The organism is Jeotgalibaca sp. PTS2502 (assembly GCF_001975685.1).
Lineage (GTDB): Bacteria > Bacillota > Bacilli > Lactobacillales > Aerococcaceae > Jeotgalibaca > Jeotgalibaca arthritidis.
In genome coordinates this window covers 1,299,602-1,320,978 of record NZ_CP019433.1, presented here as the reverse complement: position 1 = coordinate 1,320,978, position 21,377 = coordinate 1,299,602, and the positions used below count along the sequence as shown (strand labels likewise).

22 protein-coding genes, 1 pseudogene and 1 other annotated feature are annotated in these 21,377 nt (G+C 38.3%); of the genes and pseudogenes, 21 read left to right on the top strand and 2 right to left on the bottom strand.

What is annotated here, in order from left to right:
* Positions 1–15 precede the first annotated feature (15 nt).
* The 12 genes and pseudogenes from rlmD (BW721_RS06470) (at position 16) to BW721_RS06410 (ending at position 12,226) form a co-directional block, all read left to right on the top strand.
* On the top strand, positions 16–1,401 hold the full coding sequence (gene rlmD, locus BW721_RS06470; protein WP_076767226.1) for a 23S rRNA (uracil(1939)-C(5))-methyltransferase RlmD: 1,386 nt from the start codon (positions 16–18) through the stop codon (positions 1,399–1,401).
* A gap of 129 nt (positions 1,402–1,530) precedes the next feature.
* Positions 1,531–2,286, top strand: coding sequence for a helix-turn-helix domain-containing protein (locus tag BW721_RS12245; RefSeq protein ID WP_076767224.1), 756 nt, complete (start codon positions 1,531–1,533; stop codon positions 2,284–2,286).
* Positions 2,244–3,077 (top strand): annotated as a pseudogene (locus tag BW721_RS06460) (IS3 family transposase); the annotation flags it as partial. The gene BW721_RS12245 and the pseudogene BW721_RS06460, both read left to right, overlap by 43 nt.
* A 471-nt stretch (positions 3,078–3,548) precedes the next feature.
* Positions 3,549–3,755: a TetR/AcrR family transcriptional regulator gene (locus BW721_RS06455; RefSeq protein ID WP_076767221.1), complete on the top strand. Its 207-nt coding sequence runs from the start codon at positions 3,549–3,551 to the stop codon at positions 3,753–3,755.
* 185 nt (positions 3,756–3,940) lie between these two features.
* Positions 3,941–4,168 carry a hypothetical protein gene (locus BW721_RS06450; protein WP_156892205.1) on the top strand — a complete coding sequence of 76 codons (228 nt, stop codon included), beginning with the start codon at positions 3,941–3,943 and terminating at the stop codon, positions 4,166–4,168.
* Positions 4,165–5,433: a glycosyltransferase gene (locus BW721_RS06445; protein ID WP_076767217.1), complete on the top strand. Its 1,269-nt coding sequence runs from the start codon at positions 4,165–4,167 to the stop codon at positions 5,431–5,433. Before BW721_RS06450 ends, BW721_RS06445 begins: the two co-directional genes overlap by 4 nt.
* A gap of 240 nt (positions 5,434–5,673) precedes the next feature.
* Positions 5,674–6,186: a GNAT family N-acetyltransferase gene (locus BW721_RS06440; RefSeq protein ID WP_198031322.1), complete on the top strand. Its 513-nt coding sequence runs from the start codon at positions 5,674–5,676 to the stop codon at positions 6,184–6,186.
* A 461-nt stretch (positions 6,187–6,647) separates the two neighbouring features.
* A complete protein-coding gene (locus tag BW721_RS06430) occupies positions 6,648–7,091 on the top strand; it encodes a DUF1801 domain-containing protein (protein WP_076767210.1) in 444 nt (147 codons plus the stop codon).
* 281 nt (positions 7,092–7,372) lie between these two features.
* The gene (gene rlmD / locus BW721_RS06425; protein WP_076767209.1) at positions 7,373–8,779 is read left to right on the top strand and encodes a 23S rRNA (uracil(1939)-C(5))-methyltransferase RlmD; all 1,407 of its coding nucleotides are present in this window, start codon (positions 7,373–7,375) and stop codon (positions 8,777–8,779) included.
* A 40-nt stretch (positions 8,780–8,819) separates the two neighbouring features.
* A complete protein-coding gene (locus BW721_RS06420) occupies positions 8,820–10,520 on the top strand; it encodes a Na/Pi cotransporter family protein (protein ID WP_076767207.1) in 1,701 nt (566 codons plus the stop codon).
* Positions 10,521–10,782: 262 nt separating this feature from the next.
* A complete protein-coding gene (locus BW721_RS06415) occupies positions 10,783–11,691 on the top strand; it encodes a hypothetical protein (protein WP_083686809.1) in 909 nt (302 codons plus the stop codon).
* Positions 11,692–11,716: 25 nt separating this feature from the next.
* Entirely contained in the window at positions 11,717–12,226 is a 510-nt protein-coding gene (locus BW721_RS06410) for a dihydrofolate reductase family protein (protein ID WP_076767205.1), read from the top strand.
* A gap of 34 nt (positions 12,227–12,260) precedes the next feature.
* Here BW721_RS06410 and BW721_RS06405 read toward each other — a convergent pair whose 3' ends face one another.
* Positions 12,261–12,818 (bottom strand): DUF2812 domain-containing protein, encoded by a 558-nt coding sequence (locus BW721_RS06405; protein WP_076767203.1) that lies wholly within the window; start codon positions 12,816–12,818, stop codon positions 12,261–12,263.
* Positions 12,793–13,134: a PadR family transcriptional regulator gene (locus BW721_RS06400; protein WP_076767201.1), complete on the bottom strand. Its 342-nt coding sequence runs from the start codon at positions 13,132–13,134 to the stop codon at positions 12,793–12,795. Before BW721_RS06400 ends, BW721_RS06405 begins: the two co-directional genes overlap by 26 nt.
* A 311-nt stretch (positions 13,135–13,445) precedes the next feature.
* Between BW721_RS06400 and BW721_RS06395 the strand changes: the two genes are divergently transcribed.
* The 9 genes from BW721_RS06395 (at position 13,446) to BW721_RS06360 (ending at position 21,041) form a co-directional block, all read left to right on the top strand.
* The gene (locus tag BW721_RS06395) at positions 13,446–14,426 is read left to right on the top strand and encodes a tRNA dihydrouridine synthase (RefSeq protein ID WP_076767199.1); all 981 of its coding nucleotides are present in this window, start codon (positions 13,446–13,448) and stop codon (positions 14,424–14,426) included.
* 296 nt (positions 14,427–14,722) lie between these two features.
* Positions 14,723–15,508 (top strand): aspartate dehydrogenase domain-containing protein, encoded by a 786-nt coding sequence (locus BW721_RS06390; protein WP_076767197.1) that lies wholly within the window; start codon positions 14,723–14,725, stop codon positions 15,506–15,508.
* 75 nt (positions 15,509–15,583) lie between these two features.
* Positions 15,584–16,411, top strand: a complete 828-nt coding sequence (locus BW721_RS06385; RefSeq protein WP_076767195.1) for an exodeoxyribonuclease III — start codon at positions 15,584–15,586, stop codon at positions 16,409–16,411.
* 60 nt (positions 16,412–16,471) lie between these two features.
* Positions 16,472–16,663 carry a YwbE family protein gene (locus BW721_RS06380; RefSeq protein ID WP_076767193.1) on the top strand — a complete coding sequence of 64 codons (192 nt, stop codon included), beginning with the start codon at positions 16,472–16,474 and terminating at the stop codon, positions 16,661–16,663.
* 48 nt (positions 16,664–16,711) lie between these two features.
* Positions 16,712–16,949, top strand: a binding site (T-box leader).
* An 83-nt stretch (positions 16,950–17,032) separates the two neighbouring features.
* Positions 17,033–17,503, top strand: a complete 471-nt coding sequence (locus BW721_RS06375; protein ID WP_076767192.1) for an S-ribosylhomocysteine lyase — start codon at positions 17,033–17,035, stop codon at positions 17,501–17,503.
* Positions 17,504–17,791: 288 nt separating this feature from the next.
* A complete protein-coding gene (locus BW721_RS06370; protein ID WP_076767190.1) occupies positions 17,792–18,286 on the top strand; it encodes a PDC sensor domain-containing protein in 495 nt (164 codons plus the stop codon).
* Positions 18,286–18,420 (top strand): hypothetical protein, encoded by a 135-nt coding sequence (locus tag BW721_RS12205; protein WP_257787738.1) that lies wholly within the window; start codon positions 18,286–18,288, stop codon positions 18,418–18,420. Before BW721_RS06370 ends, BW721_RS12205 begins: the two co-directional genes overlap by 1 nt.
* A gap of 272 nt (positions 18,421–18,692) precedes the next feature.
* Entirely contained in the window at positions 18,693–20,234 is a 1,542-nt protein-coding gene (locus tag BW721_RS06365) for an ATP-binding cassette domain-containing protein (RefSeq protein ID WP_076767188.1), read from the top strand.
* Between the two features lie 99 nt (positions 20,235–20,333).
* On the top strand, positions 20,334–21,041 hold the full coding sequence (locus BW721_RS06360; RefSeq protein WP_076767186.1) for a hypothetical protein: 708 nt from the start codon (positions 20,334–20,336) through the stop codon (positions 21,039–21,041).
* Positions 21,042–21,377 lie beyond the last annotated feature (336 nt).

Below are 21,377 nucleotides of genomic sequence, written 5' to 3'. Positions count from 1 at the left end.
GAGAAGGAGCAAGACATGACGAACAACTATCAGGAACTTCCTGTAAAAAAAAATGAAAAGATAAAGGTGAACTTCGAAGATTTAACTTCTGAAGGACTAGGCGTAGCGAAAGTTGACGGCTATCCATTATTTGTGGTTGATGGTTTACCCGGCGAAACGGCAATTGTAAAAGTAACGAAATTAGGCAAATCATATGGCTTCGCTCGTATTGAAGAACGCTTAACGACATCTCAAGACCGTATTCCAACTCGTGACGTGTTAGGAACACGTGTCGGAACGATGCCACTTCAACACTTGCGTTATGACGCACAACTGGCATTCAAGCAAAATATGGTAACGCAAGACTTCAAGCGTATTGCAAAATTACCAGATATCGAAGTTCTACCAACAATCGGTATGAACGAGCCATGGGGCTACCGTAACAAGGCACAGATTCCGGTTCGTGAAAAAGACGGAAAACTGCAAACAGGGTTCTTCCGTAAAAATACTCACGAATTGATTCCAATGGAAACCTTCCATATTCAAGATCCAAAGATTGATGAAGCGATTGTAAAAGTTCGTGACATTCTGCAAGAATTCAATGTGAAAGCTTACGACGAACGTAAACATATCGGGAATATCCGTCACATTATGGTTCGCCGCGGTTATTACACTGGTGAAATGATGATTGTTTTAGTAACACGTACAGCGAAACTATTCCCTAAGAGCAAAATTATTCCAGCTATCTTGGAAGCTTTGCCAGAAGTAGTCAGTATCGTTCAAAATGTTAACCCAAAACGAAGCAATGTGATTTTAGGCGAAGAAACGATTATCTTGCACGGCGAAGACCGTTACCATGACCAATTATTAGGCTTAACATTTGGTGTTAGTTCAAAATCTTTCTACCAAATTAACCCACTACAAACTGAAATCCTTTATAAGCTTGCATTAGAAGCCGCTCAACTAAGCGGTGAAGAAACAGTGATTGATGCTTATTGTGGTATTGGTACAATTTCATTGGCATTAGCTCAAAAAGCGAAACAAGTTTACGCAATGGAAATCGTTCCTGACGCGATTGAAGTAGCCAAAGAAAATGCAGCAAACAACCAAATTGACAATGTTGTCTTTGAAGTCGGTGCTGCAGAAGAAGTTATGCCGAAATGGGCAGAAGCAGGTATTAAAGCAGACGTGATCGTTGTTGATCCACCAAGAAAAGGATTGGATGCAGCCTTCATTGAAGCAGCCGTAGCTGTAAACCCTAAACGGATCGTTTACGTCAGCTGTAACCCAGCGACACTAGCTCGCGATTTAAGAATCCTAGCTGACAACGGCTATGAAGCAACTCAAGCCCAACCAGTAGACTTGTTCCCACAAACACTACACGTTGAGACGGTAGTCGCACTAACGCGCGTAGAAAAATAATAATTTTACCATCCCAAAGCGATTTGGGATGGTTTTTTGATTCTATAATATATGGTGTTAGTGAATCATTTGATATGCTCCCCCTAAAGTAGACACTTAAAAAAGTAAAATTACTTTAGGGGGATTTTTATGCGTTCAAACAGTAAACATACAACTGAAGAAATCGAAAGATATATTTTGATGTATCTGAATGAAGGAATCAGTTTCAAAGAATTAAAAGAAGCCTATGGTTTATTAATTAATTGGACGTCCTTTTGGGATAAAGTCTTAAGATACCAAGAGTATGGAATTAGTGGGATTCAAGTTAAATCTAAGTCCAATAAATATAGCAAAGAATTTAAGGACTTAGTCGTGAAAGAATATTTAGAAGATAGATTACCTATAGGTCAGCTAGCTGTTAAATATAATATCCCAAAAGTTGATACTGTCAGGAGCTGGATAAACAAGTATACTAAAGGGGAAGAAATGAGGAGCTATTCTCCAAAATCCGAGGTGTATACGATGACAGATAAAAAATCAACACAAGAAGAAAAAATCAAAATAGTCCAAGACTGCCTAGCTAATAGTTTATCTTATAAAAAAACTGCTGAGAAGTATCAGGTATCCTACAATAACGTGTATTCATGGGTTCAAAAATATAAGAAGCATGGTCCTGACGGACTAGTAGATGGACGAGGTCACGGCAAACCAAACTCTGTTCAAACGGAAGAAGAAAGAATCCGGGCTGAAAATGCAGCTTTAAGAGCACGAAATGAGTATCTAGAAACGGAGAACGTAGCGTTAAAAAAGTTAGAAGAAGTGGAAAGAGAGTTGATGTCACGCAAACGAGGTATGAAGCGGAATACCAAACGATCAAGAAACTACAAAAAGAAGGATACAAAGTAATCCATCTCTGTGATGCTTTGGGTGTGAGCAGAGCGGGTTATTATAAGTGGTTGAAACGCAAGCCGACTGCGTCGGAAAAACGGCTTCGAAAGCTTGTTGAATTAATCCTTCAAGTCTATGAAAAGCATAAAGGTATTTATGGCTATCGTCGAATAACTATCTATCTGAACCACTTCATGAACGCTAAAGTAAACCATAAGTGTGTCTATCGTTTGATGAAATTACTGAACTTGAAAGCTGTTATCCGTCGGAAACGATATCGTTACAAGCCCCACAATCCTGCACATATCGCCGATAATGTCCTCAATAGAGAATTCCGAAAGGACTATCAATCGATGGAAGTCTTATTAACCGATGTGACTGAATTTAAGTATGGAGAGAACGCCAAAGCTTATCTTAGTGCCATATTGGATTATGGCGAAAATAAGATCGTAGCCTTTAAACTATCGAAACGTAATGATAATGCCTTAGTTCGTGATACAGTTCGCCAAATTGAAGACAAGATTATATCAACCCAAACGCTTATTCATAGCGATCGGGGATATCAATACACGTCATACGACTTTAATAATTTTGTGAAGAAACATCAACTCACCCACAGTATGTCTCGTGTGGGAAAATGCATTGACAACGGTCCAATGGAGAACTTTTGGGGCATTATCAAAGAAGAAATGTATCGGCTGAAGACTTATATGAGCTTTGAAGAATTAGAGCGTGATATTGAACAATATATTGGTTTTTATAATACCCAACGGGTGACATTAAAAATGGGCTTAAGCATTCCGGCATAAAAAAACCATGCATGAACAGTATCATACATGGGACAAAGATTTTGTTTATTTACCTGTCTACTTGACAGGGGGCAGTTCAATTTCGATTCACCAACACCATATATTATAGAACCGAAAATATTTAAGTGCGTTTATGTCTCTCAGACTAAGAGTTTGAGAGAATTTTTGTGTAGGTGGTCTAACTATTACGCCGAACTAAGGATATTTTAGTTAAGGCATAGGTTTTCCATAATGAGCATAAGGGGGTGACAAAAACTTACTCCGTGGGGTCAAAACCTTTATCAAAAGGGTGAAGTTTAGTGCTAAAGGCAGATTAGATATCTTATTAAACACAATGGACCATAATGAACAAACAATAAAAACTATTTTTACTTAGAGCATATAGTTTTAAAGAATTAGGGCCTTGAAAAGAATAGTCAACGAACTATACTTATATGCATAGATTAACCGATTTGCTCAATAGGAGGAAGTATGAATAAAAGATTTTATCAGTTAGAATCACAAAAGCAGATGGATATAATTAATGCAGGCATTGAATATTTTGCAAGATTTGAATATAAAAAAGCATCTACAGAAGATATAGCGAAAAGCGCTGGGATATCTAAGAGCTTATTATTTCATTACTTCAAGAATAAGGAAACATATTTGCGTTTTTATATAATTATGCAGAGGAACTAAGAGCCAGTAAAGTCTTTAGAATTGACTTATCTAATAAAACTGATTTTTTTGAAGAATTAGAAATAGTAATAGAAAACAAATGTATTTTCTTTGCTGAGAATCCATATTTGATAGATTTTTTAGATAAAGTCCGTAATTCTGACCAACAATTCGTTCAGAACATAATAAATTTGGATACAGTTAATTTGGCAGAAGACACAATTAAAAAGTATTTTAGCAATATAGAACTTAAAAAATTTAAAGAAGATATAAAACCAGAACAAATAATAGAAATGTTGATACTATTACTGGATGGCTACTTATCCAATAGATTAAAGTTAAATGAAAAAGTTGAATTGGATGATATTATGGGGAAATATAAGAGATGGGCGAAAGTATTAAAACAGTCTGTATATAAGGAGGAATTTTTATGAGAATAGCAATATTTACACTTGGTTCAAGAGGGGATGTGCAACCTTATGTTGCCCTAGCAAAAGCCGCAATATCAAAAGGGCATAGTGCAGTAATATGTACCGGGAAAAGTTTTCAACATTTTATTGAAGGAAATGGTGTTGCGTTTGAAGAGGCTACAAGTGATTTGATGGCTATGCTTGAGACTGAAGAAGGGAAAATGGTATTTAATGATGCTTTGAAACACCCCATAAAGACTAAGCGCTATTTAAAAGATGTGGTGAATCCAGCATTTAGAAAAACATTAGATGACTTTTATAAAAGTGCACAAGGAGCAGATATAATTATTTATCATCCGAAAGCTTTTGGAGCGCCTGATATAGCAAAGTTTTTAGGCATTCCTTGTATCAGTATGCCGCCCGTTCCAATAACCTATCCAATTGAAGAGTTTCCGAATCTAGCAATATCACCTACCAGAAACTTGGGTAAAGTCATAAATAAATTAACATATAAAGTAATGGATAAGGCAGAAAGTGCTAGTATTAAGGAAGTAAATGATTTTAGAGAGAAAACATTAAACTTACCTAAGCGAAAAAGTGGTGAGTACACATTTAACATTGATGGTAGAGAGATACCTATCATCTATCCTATTAGTTCGTATTTATTTAAAGATGTGAAAAGTTGGGCAGATAAAGTGTATTTACCAGGATTTTTCTATCTTGATACGGAAATTGAAGTACTTGAGGAAGAAATACTGAAGTTTATTAATTTGGGAAAAGAACCCATTGTAATCTCCTTTAGCAGTATGCCCCTGAAGTCACCAGATCTATTCAAGGAGAAATTAGTTAAGGCACTAAAAGAAACCGATAATCGTGCAATTATTATAGCGGGTAATAGTGGAATTACTTTTGAAAAGGAAGAAGAGATTTTAACAATAAAAGCAGCCCCACATACTTTGTTATTTCCTTTAGCTAAAGGAATAATACATCATGGTGGAGTTGGAACGATGGCAGCTGCATTAAAAAGTGGCAAGCCACAAATAATTATACCTTTTGCAGTGGATCAGCCTTTTTGGGCAAATAGACTATATAAGTTAGGATATGCTTTAAAACCCATAAAAGAAATTGAAGTTACAACTGAAGAACTAATCAGTAGATTTAAAGAATTAGAAAAAGCTGAAGTAAAGCAAAAGGCTCAGGATATAAAAAGTGCTCTATCTAAAGAAAATGGGACAGAGAATGCTATAAAATATATAGAGAATTATTGTGATAGATATTACAATAAGTAAGATTAATATTTTTTACAATATGAATTTGATTATTTATAACGTGAAAATAAAAGGTACTCAACGATGTAAGTGTAATCAAAAGGGGTAAAAAACTCTAAATTTACCCCCTAGAGAATTAGTTTTGTTAAATTGTATAAGACTAATGTGATACCGCATGTGGAGATGGTAGTTCTTTTGTCAAGAAAATAGGAAATGAGCCTACGCCTACATACAATATATTCGTAAGAAAGGATAAATTCATTGGAAATAAAACTTGCTAATAAAAACAATTTCGGTCGCAATTCTCTTAATGATTTTAGGCGATATCAAGAAGTGAAGAATGTATACCGTCTAAAAGATGGTCAGCTGAGATTGGTTTACAATCCCTTTACTGAAGACTGGGATGATGAACGCCGCATTGAAAAAGCAGAGGAGATTCTCAGCGGGCAATATGTGACCTACTGTGCTTTTGAAGGAAATCGAGTAGTTGGCGAGATTATGCTACTTCCACGACTGAACAAAGACCGCCTGATTATCGACAGTTTTCATGTCTCTTCAGATTATCGCCGTCGAGGAATAGGACGCGCCTTGCTTGATGCTGCCAGGCAAGAAGCCTTAAAACGGGGGGCGCATGCTTTATATGCTTCCTGCTGCAGTGCGGAAGAAACAATTCGTTTTTACACCGCAATGGGCTTCCGCCGGAGCGCTGATCCCATTGCTTCCTGCATAGAGGACGAGCCCTATGACTTGCAGATGGAATGCAAAATTATCTGACAGTTTTTCAGATTTATTTGGTCGATATGTTCCCGCACACATAGAGGGTGGATTTGTTCCCCTGTACTGTTGTTATTCACGGCATTGTCTCGTTCCACGTGGAAACCGTAGTCGCACTAGCACGCGTAGAAAAATAAAGATTTGACCATCCCAAAAAGATTTGGGATGGTTTTGTGTCTCTATGCGGAAAAACGTTCTTTGCAAGCAGATTTTCATTTGCAACAGCGGAATTTGAGCTAAAAACCTCTCTTGCAAACAGAATTCCATTTTCAAAAACGGAAATACACATCAAATCCTCCTTTGAAAGTAAAAAATAGCTTTCAAAAGAGGGTTTTGCTAGTTTGAACGGAAGTTGAAACCGAAAAGGACTTTCAAATTCTACGATACCAACAATCCTATTCATTGTTGTTAACATTGTGCTGCTTTACAATAGACTTAACACAGACAGAGGAGGAATTAACATGGCAGAGTTAAAAACTAAGGAAAATGATGGAGACGTTCATGAATTTATCACCACCTTCGCAAACACCCAACAAAAGCGTGAGGATAGTTTTGAACTAGTGAGATTTATGCAAAAAGTGACTGGCTATCCACCTAAGATGTGGGGTGAGTCGATGATTGGATTTGGAAAGTACCATTATAAGTCTGACCGCAGCAAACAAGAAGGCGATTGGCCATTAGTGGCATTTTCCCCTCGCAAAGCCGCCATCTCCTTATATGTCTTTACAGGAAATCCAGAGCACGAGTATTTATTAGAAAATCTGGGTAAATTTAAAATGGGAAAAGCGTGTATCTACGCTAAGCGACTCTCCGACATAAACACTGATGCACTAGAAAAATTAATACTTGCTACGATTGCATTCTTAGAAGATAAGTATGGGAAGTCAACTAACCCAATGAATTAGTCACACTTCTCTGGAAAACCTCACACCCTGTGCAATCCTAAGAAAAAAAGCATAATAATTTTGCCACATCTCTAATGGCTAAATTAACCACTAAAAGCTTTCATGACTAGCCAAATAAGCAAGCTTGTCCAAGCAAATGTGATTTTTTTTCATTCTCTCATCTAAATATTATAGTGCTTTGTATTCTTTTTTAGTATAATAAACAAGATTGAGAAATTTACATGAATGACTGTGTGTCAGTTCAAAGATTTAGTCGTACAACAAACCTTTGAGGTGAATAAATGGAAAAAAAGCGTTATCCAGCAGAAGTACTTGATATTACAATTCAGAAACTTAATTCAGATGGTTACGGTTATGCCCGTCATATCCACCCACCTGACAGAGGGTCCAATGGAAAAAGTTTACATATTTATGTGACCAATGTTGTGGTAGGAGATGTCGTTCGTGTAACAATTGACAACGCAAAAGGTCGTGGTAAAGCAGTCGTTGAGTATGATGAATTATTGAAGCCAGGTCCTACTCGGAATTTAGAAGTTCCAACGAATAAGCTTGTTCCAGGCGGTACACCTTTACAATACATGCATTACAAGGATCAATTGGCCTATAAAATGGATATGGTAAAAGGCTACCTAGCTGAAAAGAATTTCGATACAAGTCTTGTTAAACCGATTATCGGGATGGATGAACCAAACCGCTATCGAAACAAGATGGAGTTTACGTTTGGTTCAAATGGTGAGCTAGGGCTCTTTCAACAAGGGAATTTCCGCCGAGTGATTGACTTGGAGGATTCTATTTTAGCGCCTAAAATGATGATTGAGGTTAAGAAAATCGTTAGTGAGTGGCAACATCATCACCAATTATCTGGTTATGACAAAATCGAACAAGAGGGTCTATTGCGTAATTTATTGCTGCGCTATTCCTTTGCGCTAGACGAGTTAATGGTTGTTGTTTATGCAACCAAAAAACCAACGGAACTTCAACTAGCAGTGGATGATTTGGTTGACCGCTTAACGAAGCAGTTCGCCAATCTAGTCAGCTTACAATGGATTGAACATGCCTCAGCTACAGAACGTGTCAAAGCCGATGCCACATATGTGTTACATGGCAGAGACTACATGAATGACGAATTAAATGGTTTCCGATACCGCATTTGGCCGGATACCTTTTTCCAAGCCAATCCTGTTCAAGCTGAAAAACTAGTTGAACTGGCACTAGAAATGGCCGACGTTAACAAAGATATGCGCGTACTAGATTTATTCTGTGGGGTGGGAACCTTTAGTCTTCCGCTTGCCGAAAAAAGTAAAGAACTCGCAGGTATTGAAATTGTGGAAAATTCAATTTTATCTGCACGACGAAATGCGACCGACAATGGATTGGACAACACCTATTTTGTGGTAAGTGATGCCCGCCAAGGATTGATCGACTTAAAAGAAACATGGGGATTCCCAGATTTACTCGTATTAGATCCACCTAGAAGTGGTGCTGGTGGAAAAGTGATGCGAAGTATTGCTCGCTTTGGGACAGACAAGGTTGTTTATATTTCTTGTAGTCCAAAGAGTTTAGCCGATGATTTAACCTGGTTAAGAGATTTTGGTTATGAGTTGATCACAGTTCAACCGGTTGATCAATTCCCGCATACGACACATGTGGAGTGCGTAGTGCTTTTAGAAAAACGAAACGAAGTGTAAAAAAAATAGGAAATCAAGAAGGGAAATTGGGAGAAATACAATGGAGATTTTAATGGATGTACTGCTTATGCTAGGCGGCGTTGCCGTATTTATGTTTGGTATGAAGCAAATGAGTAATGGTTTAGAACAGAGCGCAGGATCCGGAATTAGAAATATTTTCAAGAAAATTAACAAAAACAGAACAGTGAACTATGGTATCGGTATTGGTGCCACCGCACTTGTTCAATCGTCTTCCGCAACATCAATCATGACAGTTGGTTTAGCCCATGCAGGTATTGTATCTGTGAAGCAGGGTGCTGGCTTTATCTTAGGATCAAAAGTTGGAACAACGTTGTCAGCCTTTATATTTGCTCTTTCAGGTGTTAGCAAGGGTGGCTTTAGTATCAGTTCTGTATTTGCGGCTTTCGCTTTCGTGGGAGTTTTGATTATTTTCTCAACTGAAAATGAAAAGCTAAATAAAATTGCGCCATTTCTAATCGGATTTGGTATGTTATTTATCGGTATGGAAGTAATGGAATCAGCTATCGGCGGTGCTGATTCAATATTGAGTATTGAACTGTCTAAAGTCTTTAAATTTGAAATTATGCAACAACCGATTTTACTTGTTATTTTAGGTATTCTCTTTACAGCGATTATCCAATCGTCTTCAGCATCAACAGGTATCTTTATTGCCTTTTTAGCAACTGGCGTTATTCAAAACATTGACCAATCCTTCTTCCTTGTTATGGGAGCAAACATTGGAACATGTAGTGATGGGATTATGGCATCACTAACGACAAATGCTAAAGGAAAACGCATTGCCTTATTCCACGTACTAACAAGTCTGATTGGGGCAATTTCCTTTACTATTATTTTAATGATTTTCAGAGCACCAATTGTTTCCGTTTTTGAAAGAATGTTCCCAGCTCAACCACAGTTTAGCTTGGCAACATTTAATTTGATTTACAATACAGTCTACACACTTGTCTTGCTTTATTTCTTAGATCCACTCGTTAACTTGGTTAATAAAATGATCAAAGATAAAAAAGAAGACAATCAAGAGTTGAAGTATATCGAAGAACGTTTCTTGAAAACACCAACAGTTGCAATCGAGCAAGCTTTAATGGAATTGTTTGATATGGCTGTTTTATCAAAAGAAAACTTGAATCGTGCCTTTTCAGCGCTAATCAAAGGAGATACGAGCGAAAAGAAACAAATTAATGAAGTAGAAGACCGCATTGACTTCTTAACAAGTCAACTTGCAGACTACTTTATTAAAATTTCATCTGCAACGCAATCTGCTGATGATGAAGCTTTAATTGGTAGTTTACATCATGTTGCCAATGACGTTGAACGTATTGGTGACTATGCGATGTTACTATTTAAAGATACTAACGATTTGAAAAAACGTGAGCTTTCCTTCTCAGAACAAACGAAAGAGGAATTACAAGAGATTTACAGAAATATCTCTGATATGTTCGATTTAGGTTTCGACACCTTGAAAACGCGTGAAGTTGATAACTTCCAAGATGTAGCAGAGCTTCAGAAGAAAATTATTAAAATGATTTCTGCAACACGTAAAGAGCACGTTGCACGTCTGAACTCAGGAATCTGTTCAGTCGAAGTATCGAAAAACATCTACTCTGTTTTATTCTCGCTACAACGTGTATCTGAGCACTTCTTAAATATTGTTTACTCTGTTCGTTCAACAACAGGTGACGAAACAGAAGCCTTGCTTGCTTACGAAAAAGAATTTAAATAATCATTTGAATCTTGTAATTGTCTAACTGACAGTTGCAAGGTTTTTTTATAGACTAGGGGATTATAAGTTCAGCCATCAATGTCTAGCTCCCAAGTCCTGACCTAGTGAAAAAAAGATAAATTTGCCCCATTGCGCGCTTCGCTGCTCATTCAGGGTCAAATTTCCTATTTTTTCATAGGCCAAGGCGGACTTGTCCGCTTTTCTTATTAAAATAATATAAAAGATCGTATAATAAAGACAAATAATAGATGAGGTGGTCCATTTGAATACAAGAGAAAAAGCAGCACAGTTTATGTATCGTCATGCCCGTCCCCTTGAAATGAGTTGTTGGCAATATCACTTTGAAGGAGGCAGTCAAGAAGCCGTATTAAAGGCATTAGCTTTCTATCAAAATGAAGATGGTGGTTTTGGCCATGCCCTAGAAGCAGATGCTTGGAATCCTCACTCGACACCGATTCAAACATGGGCTGCAACAGAAATACTCTATGATATTCAATTGATAGATAGCAATCATCCCATTGTCAAAGGGATTATCGCTTATCTTGATAGTGGAGCCGATATGGCTGGCGATTTTTGGCTAAATACCGTGGTGACAAACAATGACTATTCGCATGCGCCGTGGTGGCAGGAAGATGAAACGAATAAGACTCCTCATACCTACAATCCGACTGCTAGTTTAGCTGGTTTTATTATTCGTTTTGCAGATCAAGATAGTCCTTTATATCAAAAAGCAACCCAAATTATTCAATCAGCTTATCAACAAATTATGAGTGAAGAAGAATCAGCTGAAATGCATGTCTTAAGTTGCTACTGCCGCATGTTTGATTACTGTCAGGAAGCTGGGGTGAAGCTATTTGATCAGAATAAACTAGCAGACAAACTACGCCAGCTCGTCAGTGCTACGCTAACAACAGATACGACAGAATGGGAAAGTGGTTATGTCTGTAAACCATCTCAGTTTATAGCAGATAAAAAAAGCCTATTTTATAGCGATCATCAATCCTTAGTTGCTGAAGAGTGTCAACTTATCATCAATAGCCAATTGGAAGATGGTTCATGGGCTGTTCCTTGGACTTGGGGAGAAGACAGTGAAGCATGGGTGATTAGTAAAGAATGGTGGAAAGCACACATTGTTTTAAAAAATTGCCAATTTTTAAAACAATGTCAGTGACAAGTCGCTAAGGAGGGATAAGAAGATGCCTATTTATTTTTATGGTTGCATCACAATGGATGGTTATTTAGCTGACAGTCACCACCGCTTGGACTGGCTATATGACTCAGGTGACGTGGCCGAGACAGACTATCAGGATTTTTATAACAGCATGACGGTAACACTAATGGGGCGGCGGACCTTTGACGAAATCAAAGACCATCCAGACATTGATCAGTTTTATCCGACAACCGATAATTATGTTTTTACCCATCAAAAAACGATAGATACGAAAGGTTTTACAGCCGTTAGTGGCGATGTCGTGTCCTTTGTTCAGCAATTTGAAGCTGACCAACACATCTGGGTTGTGGGAGGAAACACCATTTTAGCACCACTATTAGAAGCGGATTTAGTAGACAGCTTAATCATTCAAATTGCGCCTGTTTTACTTGGAAATGGTGTTCCACTTTTTACACAAAAGGAAGGCTTGAAACGATTTAAACTAGAAAAGATCAACCAATACGGCCAGTTTGCGGAAATGGTTTATCATAAATGAAAGTAGCGCCAGCGAGAAGGCTGGCGCTACTTTATTATTGCTCGGTATATCGTTTACTTAAACGGTATAAACCGAACCCACAGTAGATAATGATAATGACATAGAGCAGATAGAGGGCTAATAGGAATAGGGATAAAACGTTAATTACACCACTTCCCCCAAAATGAACACGCTGAAACAACAGATTGGTGTTAGGCACGATAATGACTGTAAATATAACCAATATTGGTAACATCCGACTATAAAAAATAGCTTTGACCATATCTAGCCGCGATTGGTTGTCTGAAAATAATTCTGTGTTGCTATCGCTTAATGGTTTTTTGAAGTATGAAAAAGTCGCAAACTCAGTCACATACTCCCAACCGCTATCTGTGAAAAGTTGGATGTAACTGTCAAAATCTTCTTTTTTAGCATCTCTTAAATACAGTCTGTAAGCGTAAGGCTCTGCATCAGCTTTCTCAAAGGTATAAATTCCCGGAAACTGGACAGCTTTAAGCTGGTAGCCTTTTTTGCTCATTTGTGAGAGATAGGCTTCCTCTTTTTCATAATCAGCAATAGTAAAAAATTTAAAAGACTTCAATAGGTTTGGCATGAGTAACAACTCCTTTACTATTTTGGTAGAGCCGCTCAATACGGCTAATTTCTTTTTGTAAGAAAGTTTTTCCGAGTTCGGTAATATGGTAAATTTTTCGTTTCTCTTCTTCTCGAATAAAGCGAATTAGTCCGTCTTTTTCCATTTTTGATAAGCTACCGTACATGGTGCCGGGGCTAATTGTCATATCGCCTCCAGTCAGTGTTTCTATTTTACTGCCAATACTGTAGCCGTGCATTTCTTCTTGTAGGCAGTACAAAATATAGAAACTGGATTCAGTCATTGGTATATAAATGCGTTTCAGTCGTTGATCCATTAAGGTCACCTCATTTTTTGTATCGAGTCTAGATGTATCGAGCTACGATGTATAAATAGTATATCGCACTTCGATACATCTGTCTACTTTTTTACGCTGAGTCAAGTCATTGCAAACCTGCTTTCTTTTTAAAAGTGGATGAGAGTCTGCTAAAAATAGCACTTATTTCTGTTCTAACAGACAAGATTGTGCTAATATAAGTCATTGAAGAAATGTTGCAGACGATACGTTCGATATGTTTTGGGAAAAGCAGATCTTAGACCTGCTTTTTCATTTTGACTAGATAAGAGTAAGGATGAAGGGAATTGACTATGAAAGAGAATTTTTGGCAAGAGTTACCACGTCCATTTTTTATTTTAGCACCAATGGAAGATGTGACTGATGTGGTTTTCCGTCATGTGGTTGCTAAAGCGGCAGCTCCTGATGTTTATTTTACAGAATTTACAAATAGTGAAAGTTACTGCCACCCAGATGGCATTGAAAGTGTGCGCGGTCGTTTGACGTTTACAGAAGACGAACAGCCGATTGTGGCACACATTTGGGGAGACAAACCAGAATACTTTAAACAAATGAGTATCGGTATGGCTGAAATGGGCTTTAAAGGTGTCGACTTGAACATGGGATGCCCGGCACCGAATGTGTTTAAACATGGCCGTGGCGCTGGTCTAATCCGTCGTGCTGAAGTAGCAGCTGAACTGATTCAAGCAGCTAAGGCTGGTGGATTACCCGTTAGTGTGAAAACACGTCTAGGGCATGCTCAAGTTGACGAATGGAAAACATGGTTGCGTCATGTGTTGGAACAAGATATTGCCAACCTATCCATCCATCTTCGTACAAAAGTAGAGATGAGCCAAGTTGACGCGCACTGGGAATTGATTCCAGAAATTAAGAAAATGCGTGACGAGATTGCGCCACAGACGCTGTTAACCATTAATGGTGATATTCCTAACTACCAAGTAGGGCTTGAACTAGTTGAAAAATACGGTGTTGATGGCGTCATGATTGGCCGCGGTATTTTCCAAAATCCATTTGCTTTTGAAAAAGAAGCAAAAGACCATAGTCCAAAAGAACTGATTGATTTGATGCGATTCCACTTAGAGTTGTTTGATGAACATTCGGCAGCTAATCCGCGTTTGTTTAAACCATTGCGTCGCTTCTTTAAAATTTACTTGCGTGAATTTAGAGGTGCTAATGATTTGAGAATCCAATTGATGGATACTCAAACAACTGATGAAGCACGCGCATTGCTAGATGCCTTCGAAGCAAAATATTTAACGAAAGAAACAGTATAGTTAAGCGAAGCTGGGATGAAATCCCAGCTTCTTTTTATCGTAATTTACGATACAGCTTATAAAAAAGTGCTGTATCTTACATTGAGCAGTCAAAATGTAAGATACAAGTCGCTAGAGCTATGCTGTATCTTACATTTCCACCTTCTAGTGTGAGATACAGCTGATTTTGACAGCCTGTATCTCACACCAGAAGCAACCACTACTTCTAACCATCTATTGAGGTCTGTCCCGGAATCTGATAAACTGAATATTGTCTTTCAATATGTTAATAAAAAGCAATAATGGAGGAAATAGAGATGGAAAAGTATCGATTGGCACTGATTGGACCGGGGCATTTAAATGGGATTGTAGCTCAGGCCTATCAAGATGGCTTGTTGCCAGAATTTAAATTAGTTGGCGTTTTAGGACGAAATGACGAGCGCACACGCGATTTTGCAGATCACTTTAATTGCCAATCTTGTGCAACAATTGAGGAATTAATGGCATTAAAACCTGACTTCACATCAGAAGCAGCGTCTCCTCAAGCGGTCCGAGATTACAGTGAACACGTTTTAAGAAGTGGATCAAACTTAGTTGTGGTGACAGCAGGCGCTTTTGCGGATACAGACCTTTACCAAAGTGTAAAACAAACAGCTAGAGAAACAGGTAAGCGCGTCTATATTGCTAGTGGTGCTGTCGGTGGTTTTGATGTTTTAAGGACCGCTGCTTTGATGAGTCCTATTAAGGCAACGATGACGTCTAAAAAATCAATCCGTTCTTTATTTTATTCACCATTATTTAAGTCACACTATCCCTTTATTACAGAACCAGAGCGTGCCTTTACCGGTTCAACGATCGAAGCGATTCAACAATTGCCCTTCCACTATAACGTTGCCGTTGCGACAGCACTAGCTAGCGCTGGCCCAGACCAAACAACCTTAAACATCGATGTCGTCCCTGATTTTGTCGGTGATGATTATAAAATTGAAATCGAAGGCGATGAAATCAAGACCGAATTGAATATTTATTCGCGCACACCACGCATTGCCGGCTGGAGTATTGTGGCTGCCTTACAAAATGCGGTGGCACCGATCGTCTTTTAAGCCTAACTTCTAGCTTGCAGGCTTAAAATAAAGTAGTATATAAGTATCACATTTAAACATAGATTGGAGAAACACATGAAATTTATTTCTTGGAATATTGATTCATTAAATGCTGGTTTAACTAGCGATTCAGCACGTGCTTTATTAACACGTGAAACGTTCAAGCACATTATTGCCCTAGACGCAGATGTGGTTGCCATACAAGAAACAAAATTATCAGCGGCAGGTTTAACGAAAAAACATACAGAAATACTAGCCGACTTAGCACCAGCCTACGAAGCAGTTTGGCGTAGTTCGGTTGAGCCAGCTCGTAAGGGTTACGCAGGGACTCTGTTTTTATACAAAAACGAATTAAACCCAGTAATCAGCTTCCCGGAAATTGGAGCGCCAACAACAATGGATTATGAAGGGCGCATGATTACACTTGAATTAGACGATTTATTCGTTACACAAGTTTATACACCAAATGCAGGAAATGAATTGGCTCGATTAGGAGACCGTCAAATTTGGGATGAAAAGTATGCTGATTATCTAGCACAATTAGACCAAACAAAACCAGTTGTGGCGATGGGCGATTTTAACGTTGCCCACAAGGAAATCGACTTGGCTCATCCAGACCGTAACCACTTTTCAGCTGGGTTTACCGATGAAGAGCGTCAAGGGTTTACTAACTTACTTGCGCGCGGCTTTACCGATTCCTTCCGTCACTTACATGGAAACATCGAAGGCGTCTATACGTGGTGGGCGCAGCGTGTCAAAACAAGTAAAATCAATAACTCAGGCTGGAGAATTGATTACAGCCTCGTGAGTGATCGTATTGCTAACAAGGTATTGCGTTCAGAAGTTATTGATTCTGGCACTCGTCAAGACCATGCACCACTATTGATCGAATTAGATTTATAAAAGAAACGAGAATGGCTGGGCAACTGTTGCCCAGCTGTCTTTTTGAAAGGAAGAGATAACATGGATGGAAAAAAACGAGCAGATATTACAATTGGCGCTCACGTTAGCGTCGTTCAAAAACAAGACCAACGTACCGGCAAACTGACAGAAGGTGTCGTTGCCAAATTATTGACCAAATCACCTAACCACCCGCACGGCATTAAAGTGATGCTGGAAAATGGAATTGTCGGAAGAGTGCAAAAGGTTCACTAAAAGCTATTGACGACATTAGAAAACAATGATAAAGTTTCACTAATCATAGTTGATACAGTGAAGAGAAGAGTAACTGCACGCATCACATAGAGAGAGCCCGGCTGGTGGAAAAGGGCAGTGATAAAAGCAGTGAAGATGAACTCGGAGTATATAAGTGGTTTACGCTACTTATACGGCAGCAACCGTTATCTTGTCAGATTTCAGCTTATTTGAGCGGAATTAATGAGGCAGTTGATCTTAAGCAACTGTGAATAAGGGTGGTAACACGGAAGTATCCGTCCCTTTGTTTATCAATAGTTGATAGACAAAGGGATGGGTATTTTTTTACTATCTAAACCAAATCTACAACAAAAAAAGGAGCGATTTAACATGGAAAAAATTGCAAGTTTTACAGTCGATCATTTAAACCTAAAGCCAGGACTTTATTTATCTCGTGAGGATAAAGTAGGCGGACAAACGATTAAGTCATACGACTTACGTTTTACAGCACCAAACTTTGAACCGGTTATGAATACAGCAGAGATTCATACAATCGAGCATATTGGAGCAACCTTCTTAAGAAATCATCCAACTTTTAAAGATGATGTGATTTACTTTGGACCAATGGGCTGCCGTACTGGCTTTTATTTAATTTTAACAGAAGCTGTTCAACCAGCGGATGTCCTACAATTACTGAAAGAAACATTCCAATTTGCGGCGAGCTTTGAGGGAGAAATTCCAGGAGCAGCTGCTCGCGATTGTGGTAACTACTTGGATCAAAACTTGCCAATGGCACGCTACTATAGCGAACGCTATGCGAAAGTATTGGATGGCATTACCGATTTATCATTTGAATATTAAAATGCAGGCATTAGGAAGGTAAAAAACTTCTTGATGCCTTTTATTATGGCGTGAACTGTCGACTGGCGTAACGATTAAGGCTCACTCGACACAAAAAGCACTAAAAGTGTCGACTGAGCAATTATTTTTAGCCGACTCAGCACTTTTTAGCAAAAAACTGTCGACTGGGCATGTTTTTCTTTCTCACTCGACAGTTCTCCTTTCTTACTTAAACAATATTGTAACTATACCGATATAAACTATATCGTCATGTCGCTAAGGTTTTTAGGGAGAAGTGGAGAGAGGGAAATGACTAAGAAACGTGTATTGCCAAAGTTAAGTTTTAATTTATTGATGCTGATTATACCAGCTATATTAATTGCAATAACTGCAATGAGTGTGACAACGTTTAATTATTCAAGAAATCTCATCTTACATTCTGTAGATGAAAGAATGACCTTACAATTGAGTTCTACTGCTAACCAGATTGACAAAATCATGTTGAAAGAGCGCGCCTTAGCAGAAAGTGTTGCGCGTTCAGTTGAGATGATATACGAACGGGCAGAAGAAGAGGACTTTAACAAGTTGTTAGTAGATTCAACTGATTTATATAGTGAAACAGTTGGAATGGGAATTTGGTTTGCTCCAAACACTTATAAAAATATGGAAAAGTTTGCCCCATATGCCATGGTAAGTGAAAACGGGAAAGCCATTGCTAGCAAAGAGTATACAGAAGGCGATTTTGATATTCACACAAGTGAGTGGTATCAAATAGGACCAGAAGGTGACGGAGGTTTGACCTAATGGATGCCTACGCAGCAGAACAAGGCTATGAACGTTTATCACTGAGACATAAAGAAATTTACTTATCTGATTTTAGAAGGACAAAGGCTGAGAATTTAAAAACAGTCCTTCGTTATCAAGTACGGCCTCTTTAGAAGTTGGAAGTGCTTGCATGATAAATGTTGTCTTGTTATAATCAAGGCAAATAAAGGGAAGGTTGTGTGTAAATGTACACTATCTAATAAATCGGTAATTGAAGAAGAAAAACTGCTTACCGAGCAGCTTTCTTTGTCACGGTTTTTTAGATAGCAAACCATTTTCAAGCAGCCTAGGAATAAAGGTCTTATTCCGCCTACTTAAAAGTGATTGTATAAAACCGTCCACAGAAAGCTGTGGACGGTTTTATTGTTTTAAGGAGGTTTTATTTATGTTACACGTTAATCACCTAACCCTACACCATTTAAAGGATTTAAAAGATCTTGTTCGTGATCTGTCGTTTGTCGTTAATCCAGGCGATAAGTTAGCCATTATTGGCGAGGAAGGAAATGGCAAATCAACCCTATTAAAATGGTTGATGGATGACTCAAAAATTAATGATTATATCAAAGCTGAAGGTCAAAAAATTAACCACTTTAGTAGATTGGCTTACTTACCTCAAAGTTTGCCAGAGCCACTATTTAATCTAACTTTAGAAGACTACTATTTTAATCAAGACGATGTTTTAGAAATGGATTTTAGCTTGCTCTACCAACTGGTTAGTCAGCTAGGCTTTGACGCCGATCGCCTGACGTCAAAACAAAAGCTAGCCGAGTTATCAGGCGGTGAAAAAATAAAAGTTCAGCTACTGAAACAGCTAGCACTGAATCCCGATTTACTCTTATTAGACGAACCATCAAATGACTTAGACTTGGAGACATTAGCTTGGTTGGAAAATTTTATTAAGCAAACACCATTGACAGTCATTTATATTTCTCACGATGAAGCCTTTCTTCAAGCCACTGCTACTAAAGTCATTCATCTTGAACAATTGCGCCATAAAACAGTAGCCGTTGCGACTGTTTCACACTTGTCCTATCAAGATTATATGACCGAAAAACAAAATAAATTTCAAAAACAAAGTGATTTAGCCCTCAAACAACGTGAAGAGCACGAGAAGAAGATGGCTAAGTATCGTCAAATTGAAAGCCGCGTTCACCATGAACAAGAAACCATCAGCCGTCAAAACCCAGCAGGTGCACGCTTGCTGAAGAAAAAAATGCATAGCGTAAAGGCCATGGGAAGGCGATTTGAACGAGAATCCGATCAGTTTGAAGATATTCCGATTACAGAAGATGCTATTCTACTTAAGTTTTCTCATACTCAGCCACTCGCTGATGGGAAAATCATTTTACGACTTGAAGATGAGATGGTCCAAACACCGGATGGTCATACACTCATCCAGTCTGTTCAGTTTTTACTAAGAGGAAAGCAAAAAGTAGGAATTGTAGGAAAAAATGGTATTGGTAAAAGTAGCTTATTAAAACTCATGTGGGGAAAATTAAAAGATCGTCCTGACATAGCAGCAGCCTATATGCCACAAGCTTATCAAGATGAGTTTGACTTGTCTCAGACACCGATTGCTTTTTTAACAGAAAGTGGTGATAGTGACGAAAAGACACAGATCATGACGTATTTGGCTAGTATGCGATTTACGAGAGAAGAGATGACCCACCCAATAGCAGAGTTATCTGGTGGTCAGCAAGCCAAGCTCTTTTTATTAAAAATAGATCTCTTAGGTAAAAATGTCCTGCTTTTAGACGAACCGACGCGTAACTTTTCGCCATTGTCTCAGCCAGAACTACGTCAAGTTTGTCGTGATTTTCAAGGGGCAATCATCACTATTTCTCATGATCGTTTGTTTCTAAGAGAAGTCTGTGATGTCGTTTATGAACTAAAAAAAGACGGATTAAGCTTGATAGACGTGGAATAATCAGTCCTCCCTCTTCCATTTTTTTAAATGTTTGATATAATTATTTTTAATCGTATTTTAATTTTATCTCATTTTCCATTGCTGAAAGGGGAGATTGACATGATCAAACACAGACTAAAAATAGTCGATATTATAGATGAATCACAAGGAACAAAAACATATATTCTGGAAAAACCAGAGGATTTTAATTGGGAAGCAGGTGCCATGACACACGTTGGATTAGTCGGCTTTGATGAAGGCGATAGTCCAAATAAAGGGTGGGTAAGGCATATGTCAATTTGCAGTTTACCAAGTGAGAACCATATCGCTTTTACGACTAGAACCAAGTGTTCGTCGGAATTTAAAGAGCGTTTAGCTGAATTAACTGTTGGTGATGAACTGATTTTATTTAAAACAGTCTCTCATCTATCATTGAAAGAAAGTCATAAGCCATTGGTCATGTTAACGATGGGAGTAGGGATTGCAGCAGTTCGACCATTAATCATTTCCTTGATGAAAGAACGATCAGATATTCCAACTATTCAAAATATTACTATTGATTCAAGTGGTGAATTTATTTTTAAAGAGGAACTCGATCAATTTTGCAATGGCTGTTTATCGAATCATTGGTTCGAGTGCAGAAAAGACTTTTACGATAGGGTTAATCAAACTTGCCAGCAAAAAGATGCCGTTTATTATGTGATTGGTAGTGACGAATTTATCATCAATATGATTCTAACACTGAGACAGAACGGGATTGAAGACAGCTCTATTGTCATTGATAAACGCCAACAAATGCTACCGAAGTATTTCCAGACAGCTGTTTAAAAAATGTGTAAATGATTATTTTTCTCATCTTTTTATCATTTATCGCTTGACTCTGAAAAAAATTACCGTATACTAATAAACAATTACATAAGCATAAAAACCGAAGAAGTGGAGATAACGGTGTAACGTGCAGTTACAGGGAGTGAGGGTTACTGAGAGCCTCGCACAACGCAGTGCATCAAATGGACCACGGAGGGCGCAGTCAAAGGAAGCAATCGCTTCTGAGTATTCTGCGACGTGACGCATACGTCAGTTGCGAGGGATATGGTTGTATCCTGCAGAGCGTACAGGCAGTCGTGTCTGTAAATACAAGGTGGTACCGCGGATTTGTGATAA

What these genes read in the sequence shown, in the direction of transcription:
- rlmD (WP_076767226.1), top strand. Translation starts at nt 16, where the DNA reads ATGACGAACAACTATCAGGAACTTCCTGTAAAAAAAAATGAAAAGATA.
- BW721_RS12245 (WP_076767224.1), top strand. Translation starts at nt 1,531, where the DNA reads ATGCGTTCAAACAGTAAACATACAACTGAAGAAATCGAAAGATATATT.
- BW721_RS06455 (WP_076767221.1), top strand. Translation starts at nt 3,549, where the DNA reads ATGAATAAAAGATTTTATCAGTTAGAATCACAAAAGCAGATGGATATA.
- BW721_RS06445 (WP_076767217.1), top strand. Translation starts at nt 4,165, where the DNA reads ATGAGAATAGCAATATTTACACTTGGTTCAAGAGGGGATGTGCAACCT.
- BW721_RS06430 (WP_076767210.1), top strand. Translation starts at nt 6,648, where the DNA reads ATGGCAGAGTTAAAAACTAAGGAAAATGATGGAGACGTTCATGAATTT.
- rlmD (WP_076767209.1), top strand. Translation starts at nt 7,373, where the DNA reads ATGGAAAAAAAGCGTTATCCAGCAGAAGTACTTGATATTACAATTCAG.
- BW721_RS06420 (WP_076767207.1), top strand. Translation starts at nt 8,820, where the DNA reads ATGGAGATTTTAATGGATGTACTGCTTATGCTAGGCGGCGTTGCCGTA.
- BW721_RS06410 (WP_076767205.1), top strand. Translation starts at nt 11,717, where the DNA reads ATGCCTATTTATTTTTATGGTTGCATCACAATGGATGGTTATTTAGCT.
- BW721_RS06405 (WP_076767203.1), bottom strand. Translation starts at nt 12,818, where the DNA reads ATGCCAAACCTATTGAAGTCTTTTAAATTTTTTACTATTGCTGATTAT.
- BW721_RS06400 (WP_076767201.1), bottom strand. Translation starts at nt 13,134, where the DNA reads ATGGATCAACGACTGAAACGCATTTATATACCAATGACTGAATCCAGT.
- BW721_RS06395 (WP_076767199.1), top strand. Translation starts at nt 13,446, where the DNA reads ATGAAAGAGAATTTTTGGCAAGAGTTACCACGTCCATTTTTTATTTTA.
- BW721_RS06390 (WP_076767197.1), top strand. Translation starts at nt 14,723, where the DNA reads ATGGAAAAGTATCGATTGGCACTGATTGGACCGGGGCATTTAAATGGG.
- BW721_RS06385 (WP_076767195.1), top strand. Translation starts at nt 15,584, where the DNA reads ATGAAATTTATTTCTTGGAATATTGATTCATTAAATGCTGGTTTAACT.
- BW721_RS06380 (WP_076767193.1), top strand. Translation starts at nt 16,472, where the DNA reads ATGGATGGAAAAAAACGAGCAGATATTACAATTGGCGCTCACGTTAGC.
- BW721_RS06375 (WP_076767192.1), top strand. Translation starts at nt 17,033, where the DNA reads ATGGAAAAAATTGCAAGTTTTACAGTCGATCATTTAAACCTAAAGCCA.
- BW721_RS06370 (WP_076767190.1), top strand. Translation starts at nt 17,792, where the DNA reads ATGACTAAGAAACGTGTATTGCCAAAGTTAAGTTTTAATTTATTGATG.
- BW721_RS12205 (WP_257787738.1), top strand. Translation starts at nt 18,286, where the DNA reads ATGGATGCCTACGCAGCAGAACAAGGCTATGAACGTTTATCACTGAGA.
- BW721_RS06365 (WP_076767188.1), top strand. Translation starts at nt 18,693, where the DNA reads ATGTTACACGTTAATCACCTAACCCTACACCATTTAAAGGATTTAAAA.
- BW721_RS06360 (WP_076767186.1), top strand. Translation starts at nt 20,334, where the DNA reads ATGATCAAACACAGACTAAAAATAGTCGATATTATAGATGAATCACAA.